At 42.6% G+C, this 21,483-nt stretch carries 18 protein-coding genes; 7 read left to right on the top strand and 11 right to left on the bottom strand.

Annotation, left to right across the window (positions count from 1 at the left end; genetic code table 11):
• Nucleotides 1–13 precede the first annotated feature (13 nt).
• Both RNZ41_RS00090 and RNZ41_RS00085 read left to right on the top strand, forming a co-directional pair.
• Entirely contained in the window at nt 14–610 is a 597-nt protein-coding gene (locus RNZ41_RS00090; protein ID WP_314027277.1) for a YigZ family protein, read from the top strand.
• A gap of 148 nt (nt 611–758) precedes the next feature.
• Nucleotides 759–1,742, top strand: coding sequence for a YheT family hydrolase (locus RNZ41_RS00085; RefSeq protein ID WP_096489569.1), 984 nt, complete (start codon nt 759–761; stop codon nt 1,740–1,742).
• A gap of 79 nt (nt 1,743–1,821) precedes the next feature.
• Here RNZ41_RS00085 and gdhA read toward each other — a convergent pair whose 3' ends face one another.
• Nucleotides 1,822–3,156: an NADP-specific glutamate dehydrogenase gene (gene gdhA, locus RNZ41_RS00080; protein WP_314027276.1), complete on the bottom strand. Its 1,335-nt coding sequence runs from the start codon at nt 3,154–3,156 to the stop codon at nt 1,822–1,824.
• A gap of 302 nt (nt 3,157–3,458) precedes the next feature.
• Between gdhA and mpl the strand changes: the two genes are divergently transcribed.
• From mpl to RNZ41_RS00060, 4 genes are all read left to right on the top strand, one after another.
• Nucleotides 3,459–4,892: a UDP-N-acetylmuramate:L-alanyl-gamma-D-glutamyl-meso-diaminopimelate ligase gene (gene mpl, locus RNZ41_RS00075; protein WP_314027275.1), complete on the top strand. Its 1,434-nt coding sequence runs from the start codon at nt 3,459–3,461 to the stop codon at nt 4,890–4,892.
• An 84-nt stretch (nt 4,893–4,976) separates the two neighbouring features.
• A complete protein-coding gene (locus RNZ41_RS00070) occupies nt 4,977–5,819 on the top strand; it encodes a ParA family protein (protein WP_314027274.1) in 843 nt (280 codons plus the stop codon).
• A 259-nt stretch (nt 5,820–6,078) separates the two neighbouring features.
• Nucleotides 6,079–6,336 (top strand): GlsB/YeaQ/YmgE family stress response membrane protein, encoded by a 258-nt coding sequence (locus tag RNZ41_RS00065; RefSeq protein WP_036601338.1) that lies wholly within the window; start codon nt 6,079–6,081, stop codon nt 6,334–6,336.
• Between the two features lie 255 nt (nt 6,337–6,591).
• Entirely contained in the window at nt 6,592–7,338 is a 747-nt protein-coding gene (locus tag RNZ41_RS00060; RefSeq protein WP_314027273.1) for an enoyl-CoA hydratase-related protein, read from the top strand.
• A gap of 65 nt (nt 7,339–7,403) precedes the next feature.
• Here the strand turns inward: RNZ41_RS00060 and thrC are convergent, their stop codons facing one another.
• From thrC to fmt, 3 genes are all read right to left on the bottom strand, one after another.
• Entirely contained in the window at nt 7,404–8,819 is a 1,416-nt protein-coding gene (thrC, locus tag RNZ41_RS00055) for a threonine synthase (RefSeq protein ID WP_314027272.1), read from the bottom strand.
• Nucleotides 8,820–8,887: 68 nt separating this feature from the next.
• Nucleotides 8,888–10,240, bottom strand: a complete 1,353-nt coding sequence (rsmB, locus tag RNZ41_RS00050; RefSeq protein WP_314027271.1) for a 16S rRNA (cytosine(967)-C(5))-methyltransferase RsmB — start codon at nt 10,238–10,240, stop codon at nt 8,888–8,890.
• Between the two features lie 15 nt (nt 10,241–10,255).
• Entirely contained in the window at nt 10,256–11,272 is a 1,017-nt protein-coding gene (gene fmt / locus RNZ41_RS00045) for a methionyl-tRNA formyltransferase (RefSeq protein WP_314027270.1), read from the bottom strand.
• 136 nt (nt 11,273–11,408) lie between these two features.
• Between fmt and RNZ41_RS00040 the strand changes: the two genes are divergently transcribed.
• On the top strand, nt 11,409–14,231 hold the full coding sequence (locus tag RNZ41_RS00040) for a response regulator (protein WP_314027269.1): 2,823 nt from the start codon (nt 11,409–11,411) through the stop codon (nt 14,229–14,231).
• 122 nt (nt 14,232–14,353) lie between these two features.
• Here the strand turns inward: RNZ41_RS00040 and RNZ41_RS00035 are convergent, their stop codons facing one another.
• From RNZ41_RS00035 to rnpA, 7 genes are all read right to left on the bottom strand, one after another.
• Nucleotides 14,354–15,022, bottom strand: coding sequence for a riboflavin synthase (locus RNZ41_RS00035; RefSeq protein WP_314027268.1), 669 nt, complete (start codon nt 15,020–15,022; stop codon nt 14,354–14,356).
• A 468-nt stretch (nt 15,023–15,490) separates the two neighbouring features.
• Nucleotides 15,491–16,570 carry a bifunctional diaminohydroxyphosphoribosylaminopyrimidine deaminase/5-amino-6-(5-phosphoribosylamino)uracil reductase RibD gene (ribD, locus tag RNZ41_RS00030; RefSeq protein ID WP_314027267.1) on the bottom strand — a complete coding sequence of 360 codons (1,080 nt, stop codon included), beginning with the start codon at nt 16,568–16,570 and terminating at the stop codon, nt 15,491–15,493.
• 7 nt (nt 16,571–16,577) lie between these two features.
• Nucleotides 16,578–17,102, bottom strand: a complete 525-nt coding sequence (gene nrdR / locus RNZ41_RS00025; protein WP_036601355.1) for a transcriptional regulator NrdR — start codon at nt 17,100–17,102, stop codon at nt 16,578–16,580.
• 32 nt (nt 17,103–17,134) lie between these two features.
• Nucleotides 17,135–18,526: a tRNA uridine-5-carboxymethylaminomethyl(34) synthesis GTPase MnmE gene (gene mnmE, locus RNZ41_RS00020; RefSeq protein WP_314027266.1), complete on the bottom strand. Its 1,392-nt coding sequence runs from the start codon at nt 18,524–18,526 to the stop codon at nt 17,135–17,137.
• A 152-nt stretch (nt 18,527–18,678) separates the two neighbouring features.
• Nucleotides 18,679–20,370 (bottom strand): membrane protein insertase YidC, encoded by a 1,692-nt coding sequence (yidC, locus tag RNZ41_RS00015; RefSeq protein ID WP_309596077.1) that lies wholly within the window; start codon nt 20,368–20,370, stop codon nt 18,679–18,681.
• Between the two features lie 181 nt (nt 20,371–20,551).
• Nucleotides 20,552–20,851 carry a membrane protein insertion efficiency factor YidD gene (gene yidD / locus RNZ41_RS00010; protein ID WP_065253945.1) on the bottom strand — a complete coding sequence of 100 codons (300 nt, stop codon included), beginning with the start codon at nt 20,849–20,851 and terminating at the stop codon, nt 20,552–20,554.
• Between the two features lie 63 nt (nt 20,852–20,914).
• Nucleotides 20,915–21,352 carry a ribonuclease P protein component gene (gene rnpA / locus RNZ41_RS00005; RefSeq protein WP_060994940.1) on the bottom strand — a complete coding sequence of 146 codons (438 nt, stop codon included), beginning with the start codon at nt 21,350–21,352 and terminating at the stop codon, nt 20,915–20,917.
• Nucleotides 21,353–21,483: the final 131 nt, after the last annotated feature.

Raw genomic sequence — 21,483 nt, 5'->3', positions numbered from 1 at the left:
ACATAGATTAACCATGACCTATTACACGCTTAGCGACCCATGTACTGCCACACTTGAGATTAAAAAAAGCCAATTTTTGGGCTTTGGCTTTGCCATTGATAGCCGCGAGCAATTAATGTTTCACGTGGAACAATTACGCAGCCAGTATCCCGATGCACGCCATGTCTGCTATGGCTATATTATTGGCGACCCGCACAACACCACCTCGGCAGGTTTTGATGACGATGGTGAGCCCAGTGGTACGGCAGGCAAGCCGATTTTAAACGTGCTACAACATAAGGGGATTGGTAACTGCGTGGTCATTGTGGTGCGTTACTTTGGCGGTATCAAACTTGGTGCAGGTGGGCTGACACGTGCCTATAGCAGCAGCGCGCAAGCCGTGGTTGATAACATGAATTTGCACGCGTTTGTGCCGTTAAGCGTGATAATGATTGAAACCGATTTTGCCAATGAATCCTTTGTTAGGCATACATTAGACGGCTTTAATGCCACGATTTTAAAGGTTGATTATGGTAAAAATGTCGTTTTGACCGTAGAGGCTGCGCAAAAGTCGGTTCAAGCCCTCAGCGAAAAAATCGGCTTTTACGGTACTGTGAAAGCGAGCGACTAACTACAGCCGTAGCGTAAAAGTGATAGCCTAGCAAAATTGTCCTCAAAAAAACCTACAAAACACCCCAAACTTAGCTCACAAGTCGCCATGAAAAAACTGTCAAAAAGCCGTAAAATAGTCAAAAATTATAACAATCACTAGGTATATTATGAACATTCACCAACTACCCCTAACGCCATTTCGCACCCCGTTTTTCTTAGCCAACCCCCACGTTCAAACCATTTTACCCAAGTTTATCAAACTGCCAAAACCTAACTATCAGCGACACCTTCACCCTGACCGTACCGGCACCACCCAAGTGGCTTATGACTTTGTATTTGCCAATACCGACAATCAGCCAAATCTTGATAAGCCATTGGCGGTGATGTTTCATGGGCTTGAAGGCAGTAGCGACAGCCATTATGCCATTGCCTTTGTCCACCAAGCCCACCGATTGGGGTATGATGCGGTTATCGTCCATTTTCGCGGCTGCGGCGGGGTGGATAATACCTCAGAATTGGACTATAACGCGGGTGATACTGCCGAAGCGGTACATATGTTTGACCTGCTAAAAACTCAGTACGGCTATAGCCGAATTGTAGCCAGTGGCGTGTCGCTCGGCGCCAATATGCTGGCGCGTTATATGGGCGAGCAAGGCGATGCAGCTGCCTGTGAAGCAGCAGTGGTGATTTCTGCGCCCGTCGATTTGACGACTTCGGCAAAAGCCATGCATCGTTTTGTCGCCAAACGGGTGTATACGCCTTATTTGCTCAATCCTTTATTGCAAAAAGCCTTCAAAAAGGTGGATGATCCATCATTAATTAATGCATTAAAAAATATCAAGATGATTGATGAGTTTGATGAGTTATATACCGCGCCGCGCCATGGTTTTGGTACAGGGGCGAATTATTACATCCAAGCCTCTGCCCTACCTGTACTCAAAAATATCACTAAACCCACGCTGATTATCACTGCCAAAGACGACCCATTTTTGGGCATTCTTGCCACCCAAGCCGATGTGTCACCTTGTGTGCGCTTACTGTATAGCCAGCATGGTGGGCATGTGGGCTTTGTACAATTACAAAACAAAAAACTCAATGTGAATTGGCTGCCTAGCACCAGCTTTAAATTTTTTCAGGCTTGTACTGACTGATTGCTATTGCTTCAATAAAAAACGCCATCACAATGACGGAGCTTTTTATTTAGTAAAGTTAATGAGAGGTTTTTTATTATTATAGAATGCCGTAATTCACCATGGCTTTAGCAATCTTGTTAAAACCTGCTAGATTGGCGCCTTTTTTATAATCAATGCTGCCATCCGCTTGTTTACCATGGTTAAAACAATCGTCATGGATATTTGTCATGATGGTTTTTAATTGCTCATCAAGCACCGCAAAGGTTGCGTATTGACGTACCGAGTTTTGTGACATCTCAAGACCGGATACCGCAACCCCACCGGCATTCGAGGCTTTTCCCGGCGCATAGATGACGCCATTAGTTTGGAAGATGGCGATGGCATCGGCATCACTGGGCATATTGGCACCTTCTGCCACGTATTTAACGCCATGATTGACCAGATTTTGCGCATCGTGCCCATTGATTTCGTTTTGGGTGGCGCAAGGTAGGGCAATATCGGCTTTGATATGCCATGGACGGCTACCGTCGATCCATTCTGCGTCATCACTGGTACCGACGAAGTCTTTTAAACGTTTATCTTGCGCTTTATAAGTTTTGAGCGCTTCAATTTGCTCTAAGGTAAAGCCATGCTTGAGATATAAGGTGCCTTTTGAGTCTGATAATGTCAGTACCTGCGCGCCAAGCTCAATACATTTTTGTGCCGCATGTAGCGAAACATTGCCCGCACCTGAGACTAGGACAGTCTTAGCCATCAAGCCGTCATGATGGGCTTCTAGCATGTTTTGTAAAAAATACACAAGACCAAACCCCGTTGCCTCGGTACGAATCAAGCTACCACCTTGTCCCACTGTCTTACCGGTTAATACCCCCGTAAACTCACGATTAAGCGTCTTATACATGGCGAACATATAATTAATTTCACGGCCACCGACACCGATATCACCCGCAGGTACGTCTATATCTGCACCAATATAGGGCGCTAATTCGCGCATAAAGGCATAGCAAAATCGGCGGATTTCGGCGTCTGATTTACCTTTTGGGTCAAAGTCTGAACCGCCTTTACCCCCACCCATGGGCAGACCGGTCAATGCGTTTTTAAAGATTTGTTCAAACCCTAAAAATTTTAGTACCGAAAGATTCACACTGGGATGAAAACGGATACCGCCTTTGTAAGGGCCTAATGCATTGTTAAATTGCACACGCCAACCGCGGTTGACTTGAACATTGCCTTGGTCATCTTCCCAGTTGATACGAAATTGAATAACACGGTCAGGGTTGGTTAAGCGGTCAAATAGATTAAGGTGTTGATAAACAGTGGATTGGTCATAAACCGCTGCGATATCTTCCCAGAATTCTTCGACCGCTTGGATAAACTCTGGCTCATTGCTATGACACTGCTTTAAAATGCTTAATAACTCACTGCTTTTCATACCACTCCTCAATGCTTTAACTTCATAAAAATAGTGCAAAAACACTATTTTGGTGAATTTATAGTAACTTATCACTGTCATAGTAATTTGTAAAACTATTTTGTAATTTGTAAAACTATTTTTCTGTACCCCTTTGGCAGGATGGGTTGCCGAAAACTAGACATGGGTGTTTGCGAGCAAGTTAACCTACAACTGGATTTAATAGCTGACAAAGCCTAATTTGTCCTTTAAAATTGTTAATTTTTAGCAAGGTTTAGCGGCTTTGGTTAGCCGCTAATGCGTATTTGACCTAAGGCAAACTTATGCACATTCATATTCTTGGTATTTGTGGTACCTTCATGGGTTCGTTGGCGCTGCTTGCGCGTGACCTTGGACATACCGTGACAGGCTCAGACGCCAATGTCTATCCACCAATGTCCACCCAGCTTGAAAATGCGGGTGTTGAGATTATGCAAGGGTACGCTGCTAGTCATTTACAACCTGCACCTGATTTGGTGATTGTCGGCAATGCCATGAAGCGCGGCATTGAAGCGGTTGAATATATGCTCAATGAGCGTATTCCTTATACCTCAGGTCCGCAGTTTTTGGCAGAGCAGGTATTGCAATACCGTCATGTATTAGCCGTCGCAGGCACGCATGGCAAAACCACCACTACCACGATGCTGGCATGGATTTTACACTATGCAGGCATTGATGCCGGCTTTTTGATTGGTGGCGTGCCACTGGTTGATACCCAAGATGAACGCCTAAAAAAAGCGTTTGCCCACAGTAGTTATTTGGGGAGTGATAAAACTGCGGATCATGAAGGTTACTTTGTCATCGAAGCGGATGAATATGACAGTGCTTTTTTTGATAAACGCTCTAAGTTTGTTCACTATCGCCCAACCACCGCAATTTTAAACAACCTTGAATACGACCACGCCGATATCTTCCCAAACCTTGCCGCCATCCAAACCCAGTTCCATCACATGGTACGCATGATACCGTCAAATGGCAAAATCATCATGCCAGCAGATACCGAAAGCTTGGAAGAAACCCTTAAAAAAGGCTGCTGGACACCGATTTGGCGGACGGCGATTGCTAGCACTAATCCCCACGCGGATTGGAAAGCCAAGCTAGTGAAACAAGACGGAAGCCAATATGAAGTTATGTTTGATGGTCACAAAGGACAAGTCCATTGGCAGATGAGCGGGCTACATAGCGTCAATAATGGTTTAGTGGCAATTGCGGCAGCCTACAATGTTGGCGTATCGGTTGCACAAGCCTGTGAAGCCTTATCCAATTTTGCGGGTATCAAACGCCGTATGGAGCTGGTCGGCACAATCGATAACCACGGCAAACATATAGAAGTTTATGACGACTTTGCCCACCACCCAACCGCCATTGAAACCACGCTCGATGGTGCCAAAAAACGTTTTGCGGATAACCCAAAGCGTAAAATTTGGGCAGTGATTGAACCGCGTTCAAATACCATGAAACTCGGTACCCACCAAGGTTTGCTTGCGCCATCAGCGAGTATCGCCGACCAAGTCATTTGGTATCAACCTGCCAATCTAGATTGGTCAGTTGCCGATGCGATTGGCAATGCTGCCAACCAACAAGTGATGACATCGACCGATGCGATTATTAAGCATATTGCAGCGCACATTGGCGATGACGATGCGGTGATTGTAATGTCAAATGGCGGCTTTGAAGGCATTCATGGTCGACTGGTGAAGGCACTGCAGCAAGCCTAACTGTTTTAACCTTGTAAATTTGCTAGCAAAAATCGTGATTTTTTAGCATACTCATGATTACTTGTACAAATATTAGGTTACACAATGCTTACCCGAGTCATTTTTAATCAAAAAGGCGGTGTTGGTAAATCCAGCATTGCTGTCAACCTTGCCGCGATGAGTGCCCATCAAGGTTTGCGTACCTTACTCATCGACCTTGATCCCCAGTGCAACGCAACCCAATATATCATCGGCGATGATGCCACAGACATTCATCCCGCGCATATCACAGAACCCAATATTGAAAATTTCTTTTCGCAAACCCTGCAAGCGACGTCTAGCCCCATGCCGATGATGTTTGCATTTCCGTTTGGCGGTATGGCGGGTAGTCGCAATCAAGGGTTGGAGCATTGCATTCACACCACCCGATTTGATAATTTATCACTGATTCCAGCCAGCCCCATGCTTGCCGATATTTTGCAGCCCCTTGAAAGCAAACATAAAATTTATAAATTAAAAGACGGCTTAAACCTTTTAAGTCAGCAGTTTGATCGGGTGTACATTGATACACCACCGGCGTTTAACTTTTTTACTTTGTCGGCATTGATCGCGGCTGATCGTGTCATCGTCCCGTTTGATTGTGATATTTTCTCCAAACGCGCGCTGCAAACCTTGGTGCAAAATATCTTAGAGACGCGCCAGGACCATAATAGTGACTTGTTAATTGAAGGTATTATCGTCAATCAGTTTGACCCACGTGCCAATTTACCCAAAGAAGTGGTACAAACGTTGGTCAATGAAGGCTATCCTGTGTATGAGACCAAACTTAGCCCTTCAATTATCATGAAACAGTCCCACCATCAAAGCTTACCGCTAATTTATTTGGACGCTAAACATAAACTCACCCAGCAGTATGCTGCGCTTTATCAAGAAATCGAATCCAGATAACGGAACTTACATTTAATCGTCTCTACTGACATAGCATTACATTAAATAAAAAATCCTCTTAATACTTCAAAGAGAACTTACATAATTAACAAACCAACATTTTAACTCCTGATAGCTTGGCTATAAAATGACAGTCATCAGAGAGGCAGTTATTAGTTAAAACCATAAATATAACAATTTAGCGCTGTAACGCCTGCCAATCGATTAGGCAACAAAATAAGTTAAAAATTAGACAAGTTAAAAAATTAGGAGTGTTAAAATGAGCTTTATTTATATGATTATCATGGGTCTTATCGTTGGTGTTATCGCGCGTGCTATTAAGCCAGGTGCGGACGCAATGGGCTGGATTCTTACCATTGTACTCGGTATTATTGGTGCGTTAGTAGGCGGTTTCTTAGCAGGTATGCTAGGTATGAATGCCAATGGTGGCTTTACCGGTTTAATCTTTTCAGTGATTGGTGCCATTATTGTGCTATTCGTTTATGAACTAGCGACGGGTAAACGCCGTATTGGTTAATGCTGCATTAATTAATTAAGCAATCAATTTAAAAAATCAATTAAAAAAAGGCATTTAAATTAAATGCCTTTTTTATTGGCTAAAATTCTTTGAACAGTTGGTATGTTGGCTTTAAATTTTTTTCAGTTTGATTTTTTTGCGGTCATTGTCTCACTAAGTTTAGAATCTCAGCTTAGAATAATGCTATATTGTTGACTTGGTTTCTAGTACCAAATATCTACTAGACACTGATAAGATACTAAGGTAAACACTTTCATGGAACAACTTGTCAATTTTCACACGCAAAATGGCGTTTTAGAAATCCAGTTTAATCGTGCTGATAAAAAAAATGCCCTAACCAATGCCATGTACCAAGCCGTACAAACCGCGATGGAACAGGCAAAAAGTGACGATAATATTCGAGTGATTTTGTTTACGTCAACCGGTGATTTTTTTACCGCAGGTAATGATCTTGTCGATTTTTTAACCAAAGCAGAAAATGATGATGCTGAGCTTAATGCGTTAGATTTCGTGCAGTTTTTGGGCGATTATCCTAAACCCATCGTGGCAGCGGTGACAGGCTCAGGCGTTGGCATTGGCTTGACGCTGCTACTTCATTGTGATTTGGTGTATATCGTAGAAAACGCTAAATTATTAGCCCCCTTTGTGGATTTATCTTTGGTGCCAGAAGCAGGTTCGACGCTTTTGCTGACGCATAGAATTGGTTATCAGCGTGCCTTTGAGGTGTTTGTGATGGGTGAAAAAATCACAGGCAAACAGGCAGTTGAATTGGGCTTAGCCAACCAAGCTTTTGCTAGTAGCGATGAAGTACTAAGCACGGCGCGCCAAAAAGCAGAAATACTCGCCAAAAAATCGGTGCCATCGGTAAGACAAACCAAAGACTTGATGCGTAATGCCACGGAAATCCTAGCGCGTATCCAACAAGAAAACATTCACTTTAGTAACCGTCTACAGACGGATGAAGTCAAAGCGATACTGCGCAAATTTGTCCATAAACAGTAAAGCAAAAAAGCCTTTTAACTAGCAAATTAAAAGGCTTTTATTTGAGTCAATTTATTAGATAGCTATTATTTGGCTACCACAAACTGTTCAATTTGCGCCCGCACCAAATTTGCATCGTTATCAAGCACAGTCACATACTGTGCCAAGCTTTCGATATTATCGGTATGTTTGGGACGGGGAATGTCAAGTTGACCAACAGCTTCGGTGATGGTCTCGGCAAATTTGGCTGGCAATGCGGTTTCGGCGCAGACAATGACCTCACCCTCTTTGCGTACTTCACGAGCCACTTTTATCCCATCAGCGGTATGCGGGTCAATTAGCTGGTTGTCTTCGGCATACACTTGTTTGATCGTGGCGATACGGTCGGCATGCGTTGATTTACCCGATGCAAAGCCATATTTGCCATTGATATTTGCCATCAAATCCGACATATCAAAGCCTTTACCTACGTTGACATCCTGCCAAAGTGTATTAATTTTTTCGCCATTTTTCTCAGCGAGCAGGTACACAAAACGCTCAAAATTCGATGCTTTTGAAATATCCATCGATGGGCTTGATGTCACATAGGTCTTGTCAGCGGTACGCGGGCTATATTTGCCAGTAGTAAAAAAGTCGTGCAGAACGTCGTTTTCGTTGGTGGCAACGATTAACCGCTCGATGGGTAATCCCATTTCACGGGCAATATGTCCCGCGCAGATATTACCAAAGTTACCCGATGGCACGCAGAAACTGACCTTTTGGCTGTTGTCGGTGGTGCTGGCAAAGTAACCTTTAAAATAGTAGACGATTTGCGCGAGGATACGACCCCAGTTAATGGAGTTGACAGTCCCAAGGCTGTATTTGGCTTTAAATTCGGCATCTTGCTGCAAGGCTTTTACGATATCTTGGCAGTCATCGAACATACCTTTGATGGCGATGTTATGGATATTTTTGTCATCGAGGCTATACATTTGTGCGCGCTGGAACTCACTCATTTTGCCATGTGGCGACATCATAAACACTTCGATATTGTCTTTGCCACGCAGCGCATATTCAGCAGCCGAGCCTGTATCGCCTGATGTCGCACCGATGATAGTCAGACGCTCATTTTTTTTCTTTAACACATATTCAAAAGCATTGCCCAAAAACTGCATGGCGATGTCTTTAAATGCCAGTGTTGGACCATTTGATAACTCGATGATTTTGATGCCATCTTTGAGTGTACGAACAGGGGTGATATCGGGATTGCCAAATGCCTGCACGGTGTAAGTTTTCTCAATCAGTGTTTTTAAATCATGTTTTGGAATATCGGTGGCAAATAATTGCATGATTTCAAAGGCAAGCTCAGGGTAGCTTAAAGTGCGCCATTGGGTGAGGGTTACTTCATCAATCTGTGGGTATTCTTCAGGTAGCATTAAGCCGCCGTCTGGGGCAAGTCCCATCAGTAACACATCACTAAATTGCATAGGGGCTGTTTTGCCACGCGTGCTGATATAGTTCATCTTTCCATCCATTTAATCAATTTGATGCAGTTTAGCATAAACCTAGCATTGCAATGAATGCCAATTTTTTACCCAAGTTTTTGCAGTAAGGCATAATAAAAGCCATCGCCATCGTTTTGATGAAGCGGCAAGCATTGATAACCGATGTCCCGTTTGATTTGGTTGGATAAATTAAGGCTAAAATCCACGATTTGCGCCGCTTTGTGTGTGGCTAAAAACGCTTGTAATTGATTTTCATTCTCTGCTTTTAACATCGAGCAAGTGATATAGAGTAGATAACCATTATCGGCTAAATTATGCCAACAGTTTGCTAAAATATTGGCTTGTAACGCGGCAGTTTGCCCTACATCTTCTTCAGTACGTAGCAATGCAATATCAGGATGGCGGCGAATCACACCCGTTGCGGTACAAGGTGCATCAAGCACTATCACATCAAATTGGGTATCTGCTTGAAACGTTGTGGCATCCTCACATACCAATTGTACATTTTCTTGCTTTAACTGCAAACGCTCAAGGTTTTGGCTTACCCGTTGTAAACGTTTTTCATCGCTGTCCAAAGCGATTACATGCGCGATATTTTGATGTTTCACGTGAAACGTTTTTGACTCATCAAGCTCCAATAAATGCGCCAGTTTACCCCCGGGCGCAGTACAAGCATCTAGTACCGTCAAAGATTTATCCAAGGCGAGGCTTGCCAAAATATGTGCTGATAACTGGGCATGTTTATCTTGCACACTGACCCATCCTTCGGCAAATTTAGGCAAATCGGTGATTCTTATAGCGTCAGTGAGTTGAATGGTTTGCACCTTCTCAATGCCAATTGACACTAGGTCAAAACCGATGCCTTGTTGGGTTAATATATTGGCATAATCCTCTACACTACAAAATTTGCGATTGACGCGTAAGAATATGGGCGCAGGTTGGCGAAGCGCTTGTCCAAGCTCGGCATAGTATTCACCCCAATCCTGTTTGAGCTGTTTGGCAAGCCAATTGGGTAGACTGTGATTTTTCTCAATTTTTTTGGCAAATTTGGCAGGGTTTTTTTGCACCTTTCGCAGTATGGCATTGATGAGTCCAGCACCGTAACCTTTATCCAGTTGTTTGACTGCTTCGACCGTTTCACCAATTGCCGCGTAATCTGGCGTGTCCATATACAGCAGTTGGTACAGTCCGATATTGAGTGCTGCCCATACGCCTTTGTCAGTGACTTCATGCTCAATCAAGCTTTCACCAATACGAGCGAGTGCCCACCATTGACGCAGTGTGCCAAGCAATAATTCATGGGCAAAGCCTTTGTCTTTGTCGCTCACTTGGTTGAGTAGTGGCTCAAGCAAGCTAGCTAAGGACTCACCTTGTTGGATACGCTCGAGGGTGGCGACAACTTTGGCGCGAGTGTTAAGCTGAGAATGTAATTGGGTCATGATGTGCCTAATTGATTATGAGTGAAAAATATCACCATCGTTGAGTTTATCTCCATTGGCAATTTGCTCAGCGGTTAACGGCTTACCACCTGGCCACTGCATTTGGGTGATATTAATCAAATGTTGTGCACCCTGATGTTGGTGGTTGGTCGCGTTTTTGCCACACGCGACCAAAATCGCGTTACGACCCACACTGACGATTTTACCTGCGGGTTCATAGATTTGTTGGTCGAGTTTAATGGGCGCTGCTTCTATTATTTTGATACGCTGATTGGGGTCTTTGTTTTCATCAAGATAGGTAAAGGCATTTAACGCACGGATTTGACGCTGAATACTGATGGCATCATTTTGCCAGTTAATCTCACCCTCTGCCGTGGTGATTTTCTCGGCATAATTAGCCAAAGCGTCGTCTTGTTTTTCGGCTTTTTGTTGATAGTTTTCTACATCAGACAGCACCGTCACAATGGCTTCACCGCCTAATTTGGCTAATTTATCATGCAATAGTTGGGTGGTATCTGTGTCAGTGATGGGGCAAGCTATCTTATACAGCATATCGCCCGTATCGAGTCCCTGCGCCATTTGCATAATGGTAATGCCTGTAATGTTATCACCTGCCAAAATCGCACGCTGAATGGGCGCTGCACCGCGCCAGCGTGGCAATAATGAGCCATGAATATTGATACAGCCAAATTTTGGGGTATGTAGCACGCCAAGCGGTAAAATCAACCCATAGGCCGCCACCACCATGATATCGGGTCGATAGTTTTTGAGTGTTTCACGTGAAACACTCCCATTGGCTGATTTTAAGCTAAAGCTTTCAGGTTGTTCTACCGCAATGTTATTTGCCAAGGCAAGTGCTTTGACGGGCGATGCACTAATTTTTTGCCCACGACCAGATTTGCGGTCAGGTTGTGTATAGACTGCCACAACGTCAATATTAAGGGCTTTTTGGTGACTGATGAGCGCTTGTAAGGCGACTTTAGCAAATTCGGGCGTACCAGCAAATACGACCCTAAGCGGGGTTTGAGACATGATAAATTTCGTCTTAAATACAATAAATTTCTGCTATTATAATATGAATTGGCACAATACTTAAATCTAGCATTGTGATGATGGGTTTTTTTCTTTTACCTTCATTGACCGTTTTCTTTATTGGGTATATCACGCTGTGTCAAACCAGTTTTCTCTCTACAATCGCCCGGCAGCTCGGCGACTCATCGTAACCTTAGTGGCTATCGAACTGATACTGATAGTGGCAGGTTATGGGTTGCTAGGTTTTTATGCGTTGCAGCAGCAACAGCAGCTTGGTAAAAGCTACCTCATTGAGCTGGTTGATAAACTCAATCATAAAATTAGCCATCATGAGTACGATTGGAGCCAAGTCACTTTAGATCACCATGCGGTGATTAAAAATTATCAGTTGATTATCGTTGAGCCGACGGGTGCTACTACCGTTGTCAAAAACAACCATGACGATTTTTCTGTCCCCTTACCCAATTGGACGCTATCTAACAAACAAAGCAATAAAATGTTTTATGATATTCATGGCTTTGAAGTTTGGCAGAATCTGGCAGCGGGTTACCGCTTATATGTTAAAGTACAATACTTCCCGCTTTGGCGTAATTTTGCTAACCCTATCTATTTGCTGCCGCTGCTACTAGGGCTTTGCCTATTTTTATATGTGATGATTCAGCTACGAAAAGTTTATGATGTTTGGGATAAATTTCTCGATTACGCCCAAAATTTGCAATTGCAAATTAGTCAAGGTTATCAGCCTGCCAAGCTTCATGAGTTTCGTGACCACCCTGAATCGCGCTATTTGGCTCAGCTATTTAACCGATATGCTTATAAGATGGGGCAATATTATGATAAGGTTCGCGAGTTAACCTATCGACAAAATATTTTGATTGATACTTCACCAATTTTGCTATTTATCATGAGCAGAAATGGTCGGATTGTTTACTTTAATCATAAATTTTCACAAGTGTTTTATACCCCGTTTCAACCGGGTTCGATGTATATTCTCAGTGACTTTATCACCGGTGCCAATAAAACCACGCAGCAGTTACTAAATTCGCTCGAGAATATTCAGACTTATGCGACCTTACCCGTGACCAATCTACAGCGAAATCTGTATTTTGATTTACGCATTACCCCGTATTATAACCGTTTTGGTCAACTACAAGGTTATAGCTGTGGCTTACAAGATACCACCGATTATCACGATAAGCTGCAAAAAGCGTGGGTCGAAGATAAATTTACTACTGATAAACTAACCAATTTTAATAAAATGTGGGCGGTAGTGGGGCATGAATTGCGTACTCCACTCAGTGGTCTAGTCGGCATGATAGATCTACTTGCTGAAGATAAAGCACAGTTTAATAGCGAGCAACAAGAGACTATCGCAACCCTGCAACAATCTAGCTATACCATGATTCAACTGCTCAATGATATGCTTGATGTGGCCAAATTAGACGCAGGCAGGCTACAAACCAATGTCACGTCTATTGATCTCTTGCAGTTACTACGCCAAACCACTGGACTGATGGTTGGTAACGCCCGACGTCAAAAAATTAGTCTGTATATTTTTGTGGACCCATTTACCCCACGTTTTATTGATTGTGATGAAGGCAAATTACGCCAAATTATTTTAAACTTATTGACCAATGCGGTAAAATTTACCAAAGAGGGCTACGTGGCTATCACGGTTGATAAAACCGATAGCCGTCACCCATTAATCGCGGCTAAAACCAGCCAAAATATGACTGTCAGCAAAGATTGGTTAAAAATAACGGTAAAAGATACCGGTTTAGGTATTAGCGAAAAAGACCAACAAAAATTATTTTCCTACTTTGAACAAGCCAATGATTCCATTAGTCGGCAGTTTGGCGGTACAGGACTTGGTTTAGCTATTTCCAATAGTTTTTCACATTTATTGGGTGGCTTTATTCATTTAGAAAGTCAATTTGGTCAAGGCAGCGAATTCCAACTATTTTTACCGATTCCAAAGTTTAGTCTGCAACCTGTTTACCAACATAAAACCAGGAATTTAAGGGTAACACTCATTCTTATCTCGCCATTTTCTATCTTTGAGCGAGCGAATAAAGTTTTAAGTTATGTGGAATTATCGCACCATATCTTCACAACTATTGATGAAACCGTTATCAATACGATTAATAACCTTAATTTGCAAGGCTTGGTTCCTGTCTTTGTGATTGATGATGCAGCACTCAAAGCCAACAACCATTTATTAAATAATATTCATTTTTATAATGATGCGATTAAAATTATTTTAAGTATTGAATCACCTAAAACTCTGCCACCCGAGCTGCAATTACAATTTGATGGGTATTTGCAAAAACCTGCGTCTTTAAGCCTGTTGATTGCTGAGGTGAATCATCTATATGAGTTAAAAATCAAAAAAGAAAAAACCAATACCCATCTGCCCGTACAACTGGCCTTTAAGCAATTTTTGCAGCAGTACCCCAATCCCTCTAATTCTAGCGTTAACGTAGCATCCGTAACGCCCCCCGTTAATAACCCTAATCTGTTATTGGATGGACCAATTCAAGTGGTTGATGAGGGCCACACCAATCTTGAGAGCCCAAACGATGCGCATTCTTCTAGCCAAAAATTGATATTGATAGCAGAAGACAACCCGGTTAATCAAAAAATTGCCAAAAAGCATTTGGAAGCCTTGGGTTATCGCTATCTTGTAGCATCCGATGGCGAGCAAGCAGTTAAGTTACTCAGTGAAAATCGTCAGCAAATCGGCCTTGTGTTGATGGACTGTCGCATGCCAATTCTAGATGGTATTGAAGCGACGCGTATTATTCGCCTCAATAAAGATAGTGTGCCGATTGTTGCCTTAACCGCCAATGATTCTGATGATGATAAGAATATCTGTTTAGAAGCGGGGATGGACAGTTTTTTGACCAAACCCATCAACAAGCAAAAACTCATCGAAGCCATCAATCATTACATGGTCTGAGACAATAAAAAAGACCAGGTTAACTTGGTCTTTTTTTGTTTGAAGTAAAACGTTATGAGGGTCGAGTTTTAAAAGTAAATTGGTTGGTGGTTCTTTGTCCATCATTATAAAGCAGTTGCGCTCTATTTGCTAAACCCATTTTGTTGTAGGAAGCTTAATGTAATGCCTTCATGATTAGAATTTGACATGGTGTCTGGTGTTGACACAAGAAGTTTTTCTAAATATCTGGCTACCACATCCACCTCGATGTTAACTTTTGTTGCCACTTTCCAATGTCTGCTTATGTTGGTGACCTGCGCTGTATGAGGGATGATATTTAAACTAATCACATTACCTTCCACCAAATTACTGGTCAGGCTAACACCATCGACTGTTACAGAACCCTTGGTAGCGACATATTTGGTAAACTCGCTTGGAATCTCAATCTCTATGTAAATCGAGCGCGAATCATTTTTTATCAGTTTAACTGTACCCGTGGTATCAACATGACCGGTGACAATGTGTCCGCCAAATCGTGTGGTAGGCAACATGGCTTTTTCAAGGTTTACTACATCGCCAACTTGCCATTGTTGCATCGCTGTTTTATTGAGTGTTTCACGTGAAACATCAACGGCGTACCAGTCTTTACCTTGTTCTACAACAGTGAGACAAATCCCGTTACTTGCAATCGAGTCACCCAATTTGACATCAGCAAAATCCAAATAGTCAGATTGAACTTTTAAGCGTACATCACCCTGTGTTGGCGTAATGGCAACAATTTTTCCAGTCGCTTCAATAATACCTGTGAACATTGTTTATCCTTGTTTTTTATGATATCAATGCATTTTAATGTACTTTTACGACTATCACAAATATAAAATATTATTTAGAATAATTAAATTATAATTGCTGCTGGACTCTAACTCAAATCGAGCATCAAGCGTTCAAAAAATTAACATGATAGAGGTAGCTTTTGGTGGATAACTTACCATCATAGACTACTTATGACCTTGTTTATCTACTTATCCACTGGTCTTAATTGTGATAGATTACGGGTGTTTTGTGCTATGTTTCATGTGAAACACCGCTTATAGTCTAGTATTGCAGTAAAACATAGCTTTAATGACTGTTTCATGTGAAACACTTATCCACAAAAGAAATGCTGGTTTTAACGCTTTCATTAAATTTAGCTAACAATGTGGATAAGTTTTAAAAAGCGAAAAATATAATAATTTAACTATTTTATTTTCAGCGAGATTTATCCAACCCATTATGTGTATTTACTTATCAAAACGATAGGTTAATTTGATATCAGTCTCCATTGTTTCATGTGAAACTAACGAAGCGATAATTTGCTGGTGGATATGCTGTGCCGTAAAGTTAATCATGGGCTTAGCATTGTTACCCAAAATGCATGGCGCTTGATACACGACTAATTCATCTACCAAACCTTGTTGTAAAAAACTAGCAGCGACCGTCGCACCTGCTTCAACTAGCACATCGTTAATTTGGTAATTGTCTTTTAAAGTGTTGAGTAGTGTGGTTAAGCTCATAGTTGCGTCTTGGATAAGCAAAACGGGACGCTTGTTGATTTGACTTTGGTACCATGCATCCGTCATTTGGATGCGTTGACGACGGTCAAGCACTACCAATAGCGGCTGGGGTATGTCGTCTAAATTTACCCCTAATTGCTGACTACGGATATTTAGCGCAGGATGGTCTTGTAGGATGGTTTCGCTCCCCGTAATAATCGCCCCTGCCTGCGCTCGTAAACGCTGTACATCCTCGCGTGATTGGTCGCTGGTTATCCATTTTGACTCGCCATTTGCCATCGCGGTGCGTCCATCCAAACTTGTCGCTATCTTTAAGCGCACAAAAGGCAAGCCGCCACGCATGACTTTAAAAAAGCCTTCATTTAATTGATAAGCCGCTTGCTCACAAATACCGGTAATGACTTCGATACCTGCCTGATGCAGTTTGGCAATACCACCACCATCAACTTTAGGATTAGGATCGACAACAGCAATCACCACACGGCTGATACCCGCTTTGATTAGCGCATCAGCACAGGGCGGAGTACGTCCATGATGGCTACAAGGTTCAAGCGTGACATACGCTGTTGCACCTTGCAATTGCTTGGCATCATGCTCATACGCTTGGCGAAGGGCAAATACTTCGGCGTGGGGTTGTCCTGCTTGATAGTGAAAACCTTCGCCAATGACTTGATTATCTTTGACAATGACGCAGCCGACATTAGGATTGGGACGGGTGGTGAAACGTCCTTTTTTAGCCAGCTCAATGGCGCGTGACATGTAGTATTGGTGCTGATAGCGCTCAGCGGACGATAAAGTTGCCGTCATAAAAAACTTAGGATTGTAGATGTTTGAGCTTGTGTGGGTGAGTCAAATCTTCGATACGTTGATTGATTTCTTGTTTATTGGCATCAGTGGTGAGGTTTGACACCATGTGTTTAAACGCTTCAATATCTTGAAAATCACGATAGACGCTAGCAAATCGAACGTAGGCGACATCGTCAATTTGGCTTAGCTCTTTCATGACGATTTCACCTAAAATTTTACTGGGCACCTCACGCTCGCCGAGCTGCCTGAGCTGTTTTTCAATACGGCTAATCATGGCTTCAATGTTGTCGGTCGATATTGGACGTTTTTGTAACGGTAGCTGCACTGAGCGACGCAGTTTTTGTCCATCATACGGCTCAATACGACCATTGGATTTGATGATACGGGGCATTACTGCCTCAATGATTTCAAAGGTAGTAAATCGCTCTTGGCACGCGGTACACTGACGACGACGGCGTACCTGCGCCCCTTCTGCCGCGAGTCTTGAATCAATGACTTTGGTATCTTCAGCATTACAAAATGGACAGTGCATGCGATTTCCTAGCTAAGTTTAAACCTATTACGTTATTTACCAATACAAAAACTGCCAAAAATCTTACCCAATAAATCATCGGCGGTAAATTCACCGGTGATTTCGTTGAGGCTAATCTGTGCTTGGCGTAGGCTTTCCGCCACCAATTCACCCGCATGAAACAAATGCAGTTGTTCATCGGCTTCTTGCAGCGCCATTTGGGTACGGCGCAGCGCATCAAGATGGCGGGTTCGTGCAATTAAGCTATTTTCAGGGGGGTGAAAACCGACTTTATCACAGATTTGATTGACCAATTCTTCAAGCCCTGTACCATATTTACAAGACACATAGACGGGGTGATAAATCTGCTCTTGTGATGAAAATTGCTTGGGCAAATTTTGGTGATTGTCGGATAAATCAATTTTGTTGGCAATCATTAATATCGAATTGGCATTGGGTAAGCTACCAAATAATTCCGTCGCCAATCGTAACGGCTCATGCTCACGGTGCGCATCATACACCATAAGCAGTAAATCAGCTTGGGTGATGGCTTGTCGTGCTCGCTCAATGCCCGCCTGTTCCACAATATCATCAGTCTGACGTAGCCCAGCGGTATCGGTCAAATTCAGCGTTAGACCATTTAACACAATGGTTTCTTGTAGGATATCACGGGTTGTCCCGGCAATATCGGTCACAATGGCACGCTCTTGCCCTGCTAAGCGATTGAGCAAGCTAGATTTTCCCGCATTGGGTCGCCCGGCAATCACAACTGAGACACCATCTCGCAGCAGCTGCCCTTGTTTGGCAGTGGCTAACACATTGTTTAATTGCTCACAAACTTGGCGTAATTGCTTGGCGATATGCTCATCTGCCAAAAAATCAACCCCTTCTTCATCCGGGAAATCAATAGCGGCTTCAACATACAGCCGTAGCTGAATTAACTGCTCAAGCAGCGCATTAATTTTTTGTGAAAACTCACCGGTCAATGAGCGCATGGCACTTTTTGCGGCAGCCACACTGGTGGCATCAATGGCATCAGCAATCGCTTCTGCTTGTACCAAATCAAGCTTATCATTATCAAAAGCCCGCGCCGAAAACTCGCCCGCTACCGCTTGATTTGCACCCAATTCAAACACACGGGTCAAAAGCTGCTGCTGCAAAATCATGCCACCGTGACCTTGCAACTCAATCACATCTTCACCGGTAAAAGAATGGGGGGCAGGGAAATATAACACCAATCCTTCATCAATCACTGTATCATCACTATCATAAAATCGGCAAAAATGGGCAAATCGCGGTTTGAAAGCTTGACGACCGGTTAACGCCAAGGCAATTTGGTAACTGTTTGGACCTGATAGGCGTATCACACCAACCCCGCCACGACCGATTGGTGTTGCAATGGCGGCAATGGTTGAAGTAAGCACTGTCTGAGAGTTATTTAACATAATTTTTTACAATCTAACATTTTGGGTAGTCAGCATTGACTTAATGCTGATATTTTAACATCCGTTCACTGATTACAACATGATTATTTTTTGCCAATAAAAAACCCTTTAAACAACTGTTTAAAGGGCGGTTAACTTACTGATTGACGAATTTAGACCACGTTACGTGCTGCCTCTTTTGCCGCTTGCTCACGCTCAACTTTCTTATTGATAAAGTATTGCTGCGCCATACTAAACAAGTTGTTGACCGTCCAATACAGCACTAGACCCGCTGGGAAGAATAGCATAAACACGGTGAAAATAATCGGCATAAATTTCATCACACGGGCTTGCATAGGATCTTGCGGCTGTGGGTTTAACATCTGCTGGAAAAACATCGCAGCGCCCATAATCAGTGGCAAGATAAACAATGGATCCATGGATGATAAGTCACGAATCCAGCCAATCCAAGGGGCATGGCGTAATTGGACCGATTCGACCAGTACCCAATACAACGCCAAGAAAATCGGCATTTGCAGCAATACAGGTAAACAACCTGCCATTGGGTTGACTTGCTCTTCTTTGTAGATGCGCATCATCTCTTGTGACATACGCATACGGTCATCACCATATTCTTCTTTTAGGGCTTGTAATCGTGGTGCCACTGCGCGCATTTTTGCCATCGAGTGATAGCTTTTATTGGCAATTGGCATTAACGCGATTTTAACCAATAAAGTGAGTGCAATAATTGACCAACCCCAGTTGCCCAATACTTTATGCACATTATCCAAAATCCAAAATAGGACTTTTGAAATCGGCCATAAAATACCGTAATCAACAGTTTTATCTAACCCCTCTGCCAAAGGCTTTAAGTTGGTTTGAATTTTTGGACCTGCATACAAGGCAGACGTTAACGTCACTTGCTTGTTGGGAGCGACTGACACAGGGTTACTGGTAAACCCGATAATGTGATCTTTGCCAGCTTCACGGCTATAAAAATTTGCTGTGTAATTCTTTGGCATCCAAGCGGTAACAAAATAGTGCTGTACCATACCAATCCAGCCTTTATCACTGCTGGCTTTTAACCCATCATTGAAATTACCAAACTTGAGTTTGTTGTAAGGCTGATCTGGTGTGCCCCATGCGCCACCTAGGTAAGTCGATAGGCTAATTGCGCCTTTGTCACCTTTACCTGGATCTTCGCTATTATCACGTTTTAACTGCGCATACATTTGTCCTTGCCAAGGCTGCGTGCCGTTATTGGTGATGTTATAGCTAACGTTGATAGGATATTGACCTTTGGTAAACTTATACGATTTGATGATAGTTACACCATCTTTTTGATAAGTTAAAGGAACGACCAATTCGGCTTGATTGGGCTGCATGACAAATTGGTTACTAGGTGCGGTAAAAGTCGCACGACCATTGCTATTATCAATACCATTGGCGCCAATCAACCCTGACTGAGCCACATATACGCGATTACTATCTTCTTCAAGGAGTACAAATGGCTGTTTGCTATCTAATGTTTGAGTCTGCTCTCGAAGCGCGGCGTACACCACATCGCCACCGACTGGATTAATACGAATATCGTATTTATCCGTCATCACGCTAATGAGCTGTGCGCCCGTTTTCTGGGTAGTGGGAGCGGCGGTTGGTGTGGTTGCTGTTGCGGTTGGAACATCGCCCGTTGGCGTACTTGAAGTCCCCGCCACTGGCACATCATTGCTACTGACCGCTGTGGTTGTTGGGGTTATCGCCACGGGTTTATTTACATTGGTATAATCATCCCGCCATGCCAGAATCAGCAAATAACCCGTAATTAACATTGCGATAATAATCAATGTCCGTAAAATTTTTTGCATATATAGCTATCCTATCTAATGATATTGCTTGAAATCACTAGTTGCTAATAAAGGAAAAACAATTAAAAAATAGAAGACATTCTACTAAAAAAAAGTTAAAAAAGATATTCCATAAATAGTTGACTCAATTACGCTATTTAAGACTCGCAACAAGTTTTTATAATTTCATCAACCCAATAAATTAATGATAGTGATAAGCATATACCAAAAAGTAAGACGGCAATGTGTCAATATAATGATAACGGTAGCGATATAATGGCTTAGGGACAAAATCAATGCCATGCCCACCCCAAGGATGACAACGTGCGATACGCTTGGCTGTTAATAATCCCCCTCGATACCCGCCATGTAATCTTATCGCCTCTAGACCATAACTAGAACACGTTGGATAAAAGCGGCAACGAGGTGCCAACCAGGGACTAATCAAACGCTGATAAAATATAATCATCAACAGCAAAAATTTTGCTAATAATTTATCCATGGATTAAACCCAGATTTTTTATTACCTTCATTGGAGTAAAGATATTACGAACTGCCGCTAAAATTAATTCCGCTTCAACTTTCCAATCTTATCATTGATTAAGTTAAAGCCCATCGCTAATTGCTGGACAATTGCTTGATTTTGCATATCATCGGAAAACTGCTTGATAGTTAATAAAATATCAACTTGAGCATTTAGCTGGTGCTGATGCAACCGAAAATACTCTCGCGTTAATCGCTTAATACGATTTCTTTCATGGGCACGTTTGACTTTCTTTTTAGTAATCGCAAGACCCAACCGATTTACTGCAGCTTGTCTTTGGCTATCAGCTAAAACCACTTTGACGAATAACAACAGATTAGGTTGATGAATTTTAAAAACGACAACATGCTGTGACTGATCTTCACCAGTTTTGGTATGACGACCCGACATCGCTTTAAAATCTTTGGGCGTTAGCAGCCGCTGTGATTTATCAAATTTAAAAGGTTTGTCTGCAGTCATGAGGATAAGTCCAAATCAATACCAAAGCACCATTAAAAGCTATCAAGATTTGATGGATAGGGTAAAAACAGGCTGAAATAATAGAGTAGAGGAGTACGCTAAGCGTAGGTTACGAACGGACTTCGGGTATA

Origin of the sequence: Moraxella sp. DOX410 (assembly GCF_032248735.1) — a bacterium.
GTDB lineage: Bacteria > Pseudomonadota > Gammaproteobacteria > Pseudomonadales > Moraxellaceae > Faucicola > Faucicola tetraodonis.
The sequence above is the reverse complement of the archived record's forward strand: the minus strand, read 5'-3'. Positions and strand labels throughout refer to the sequence as shown.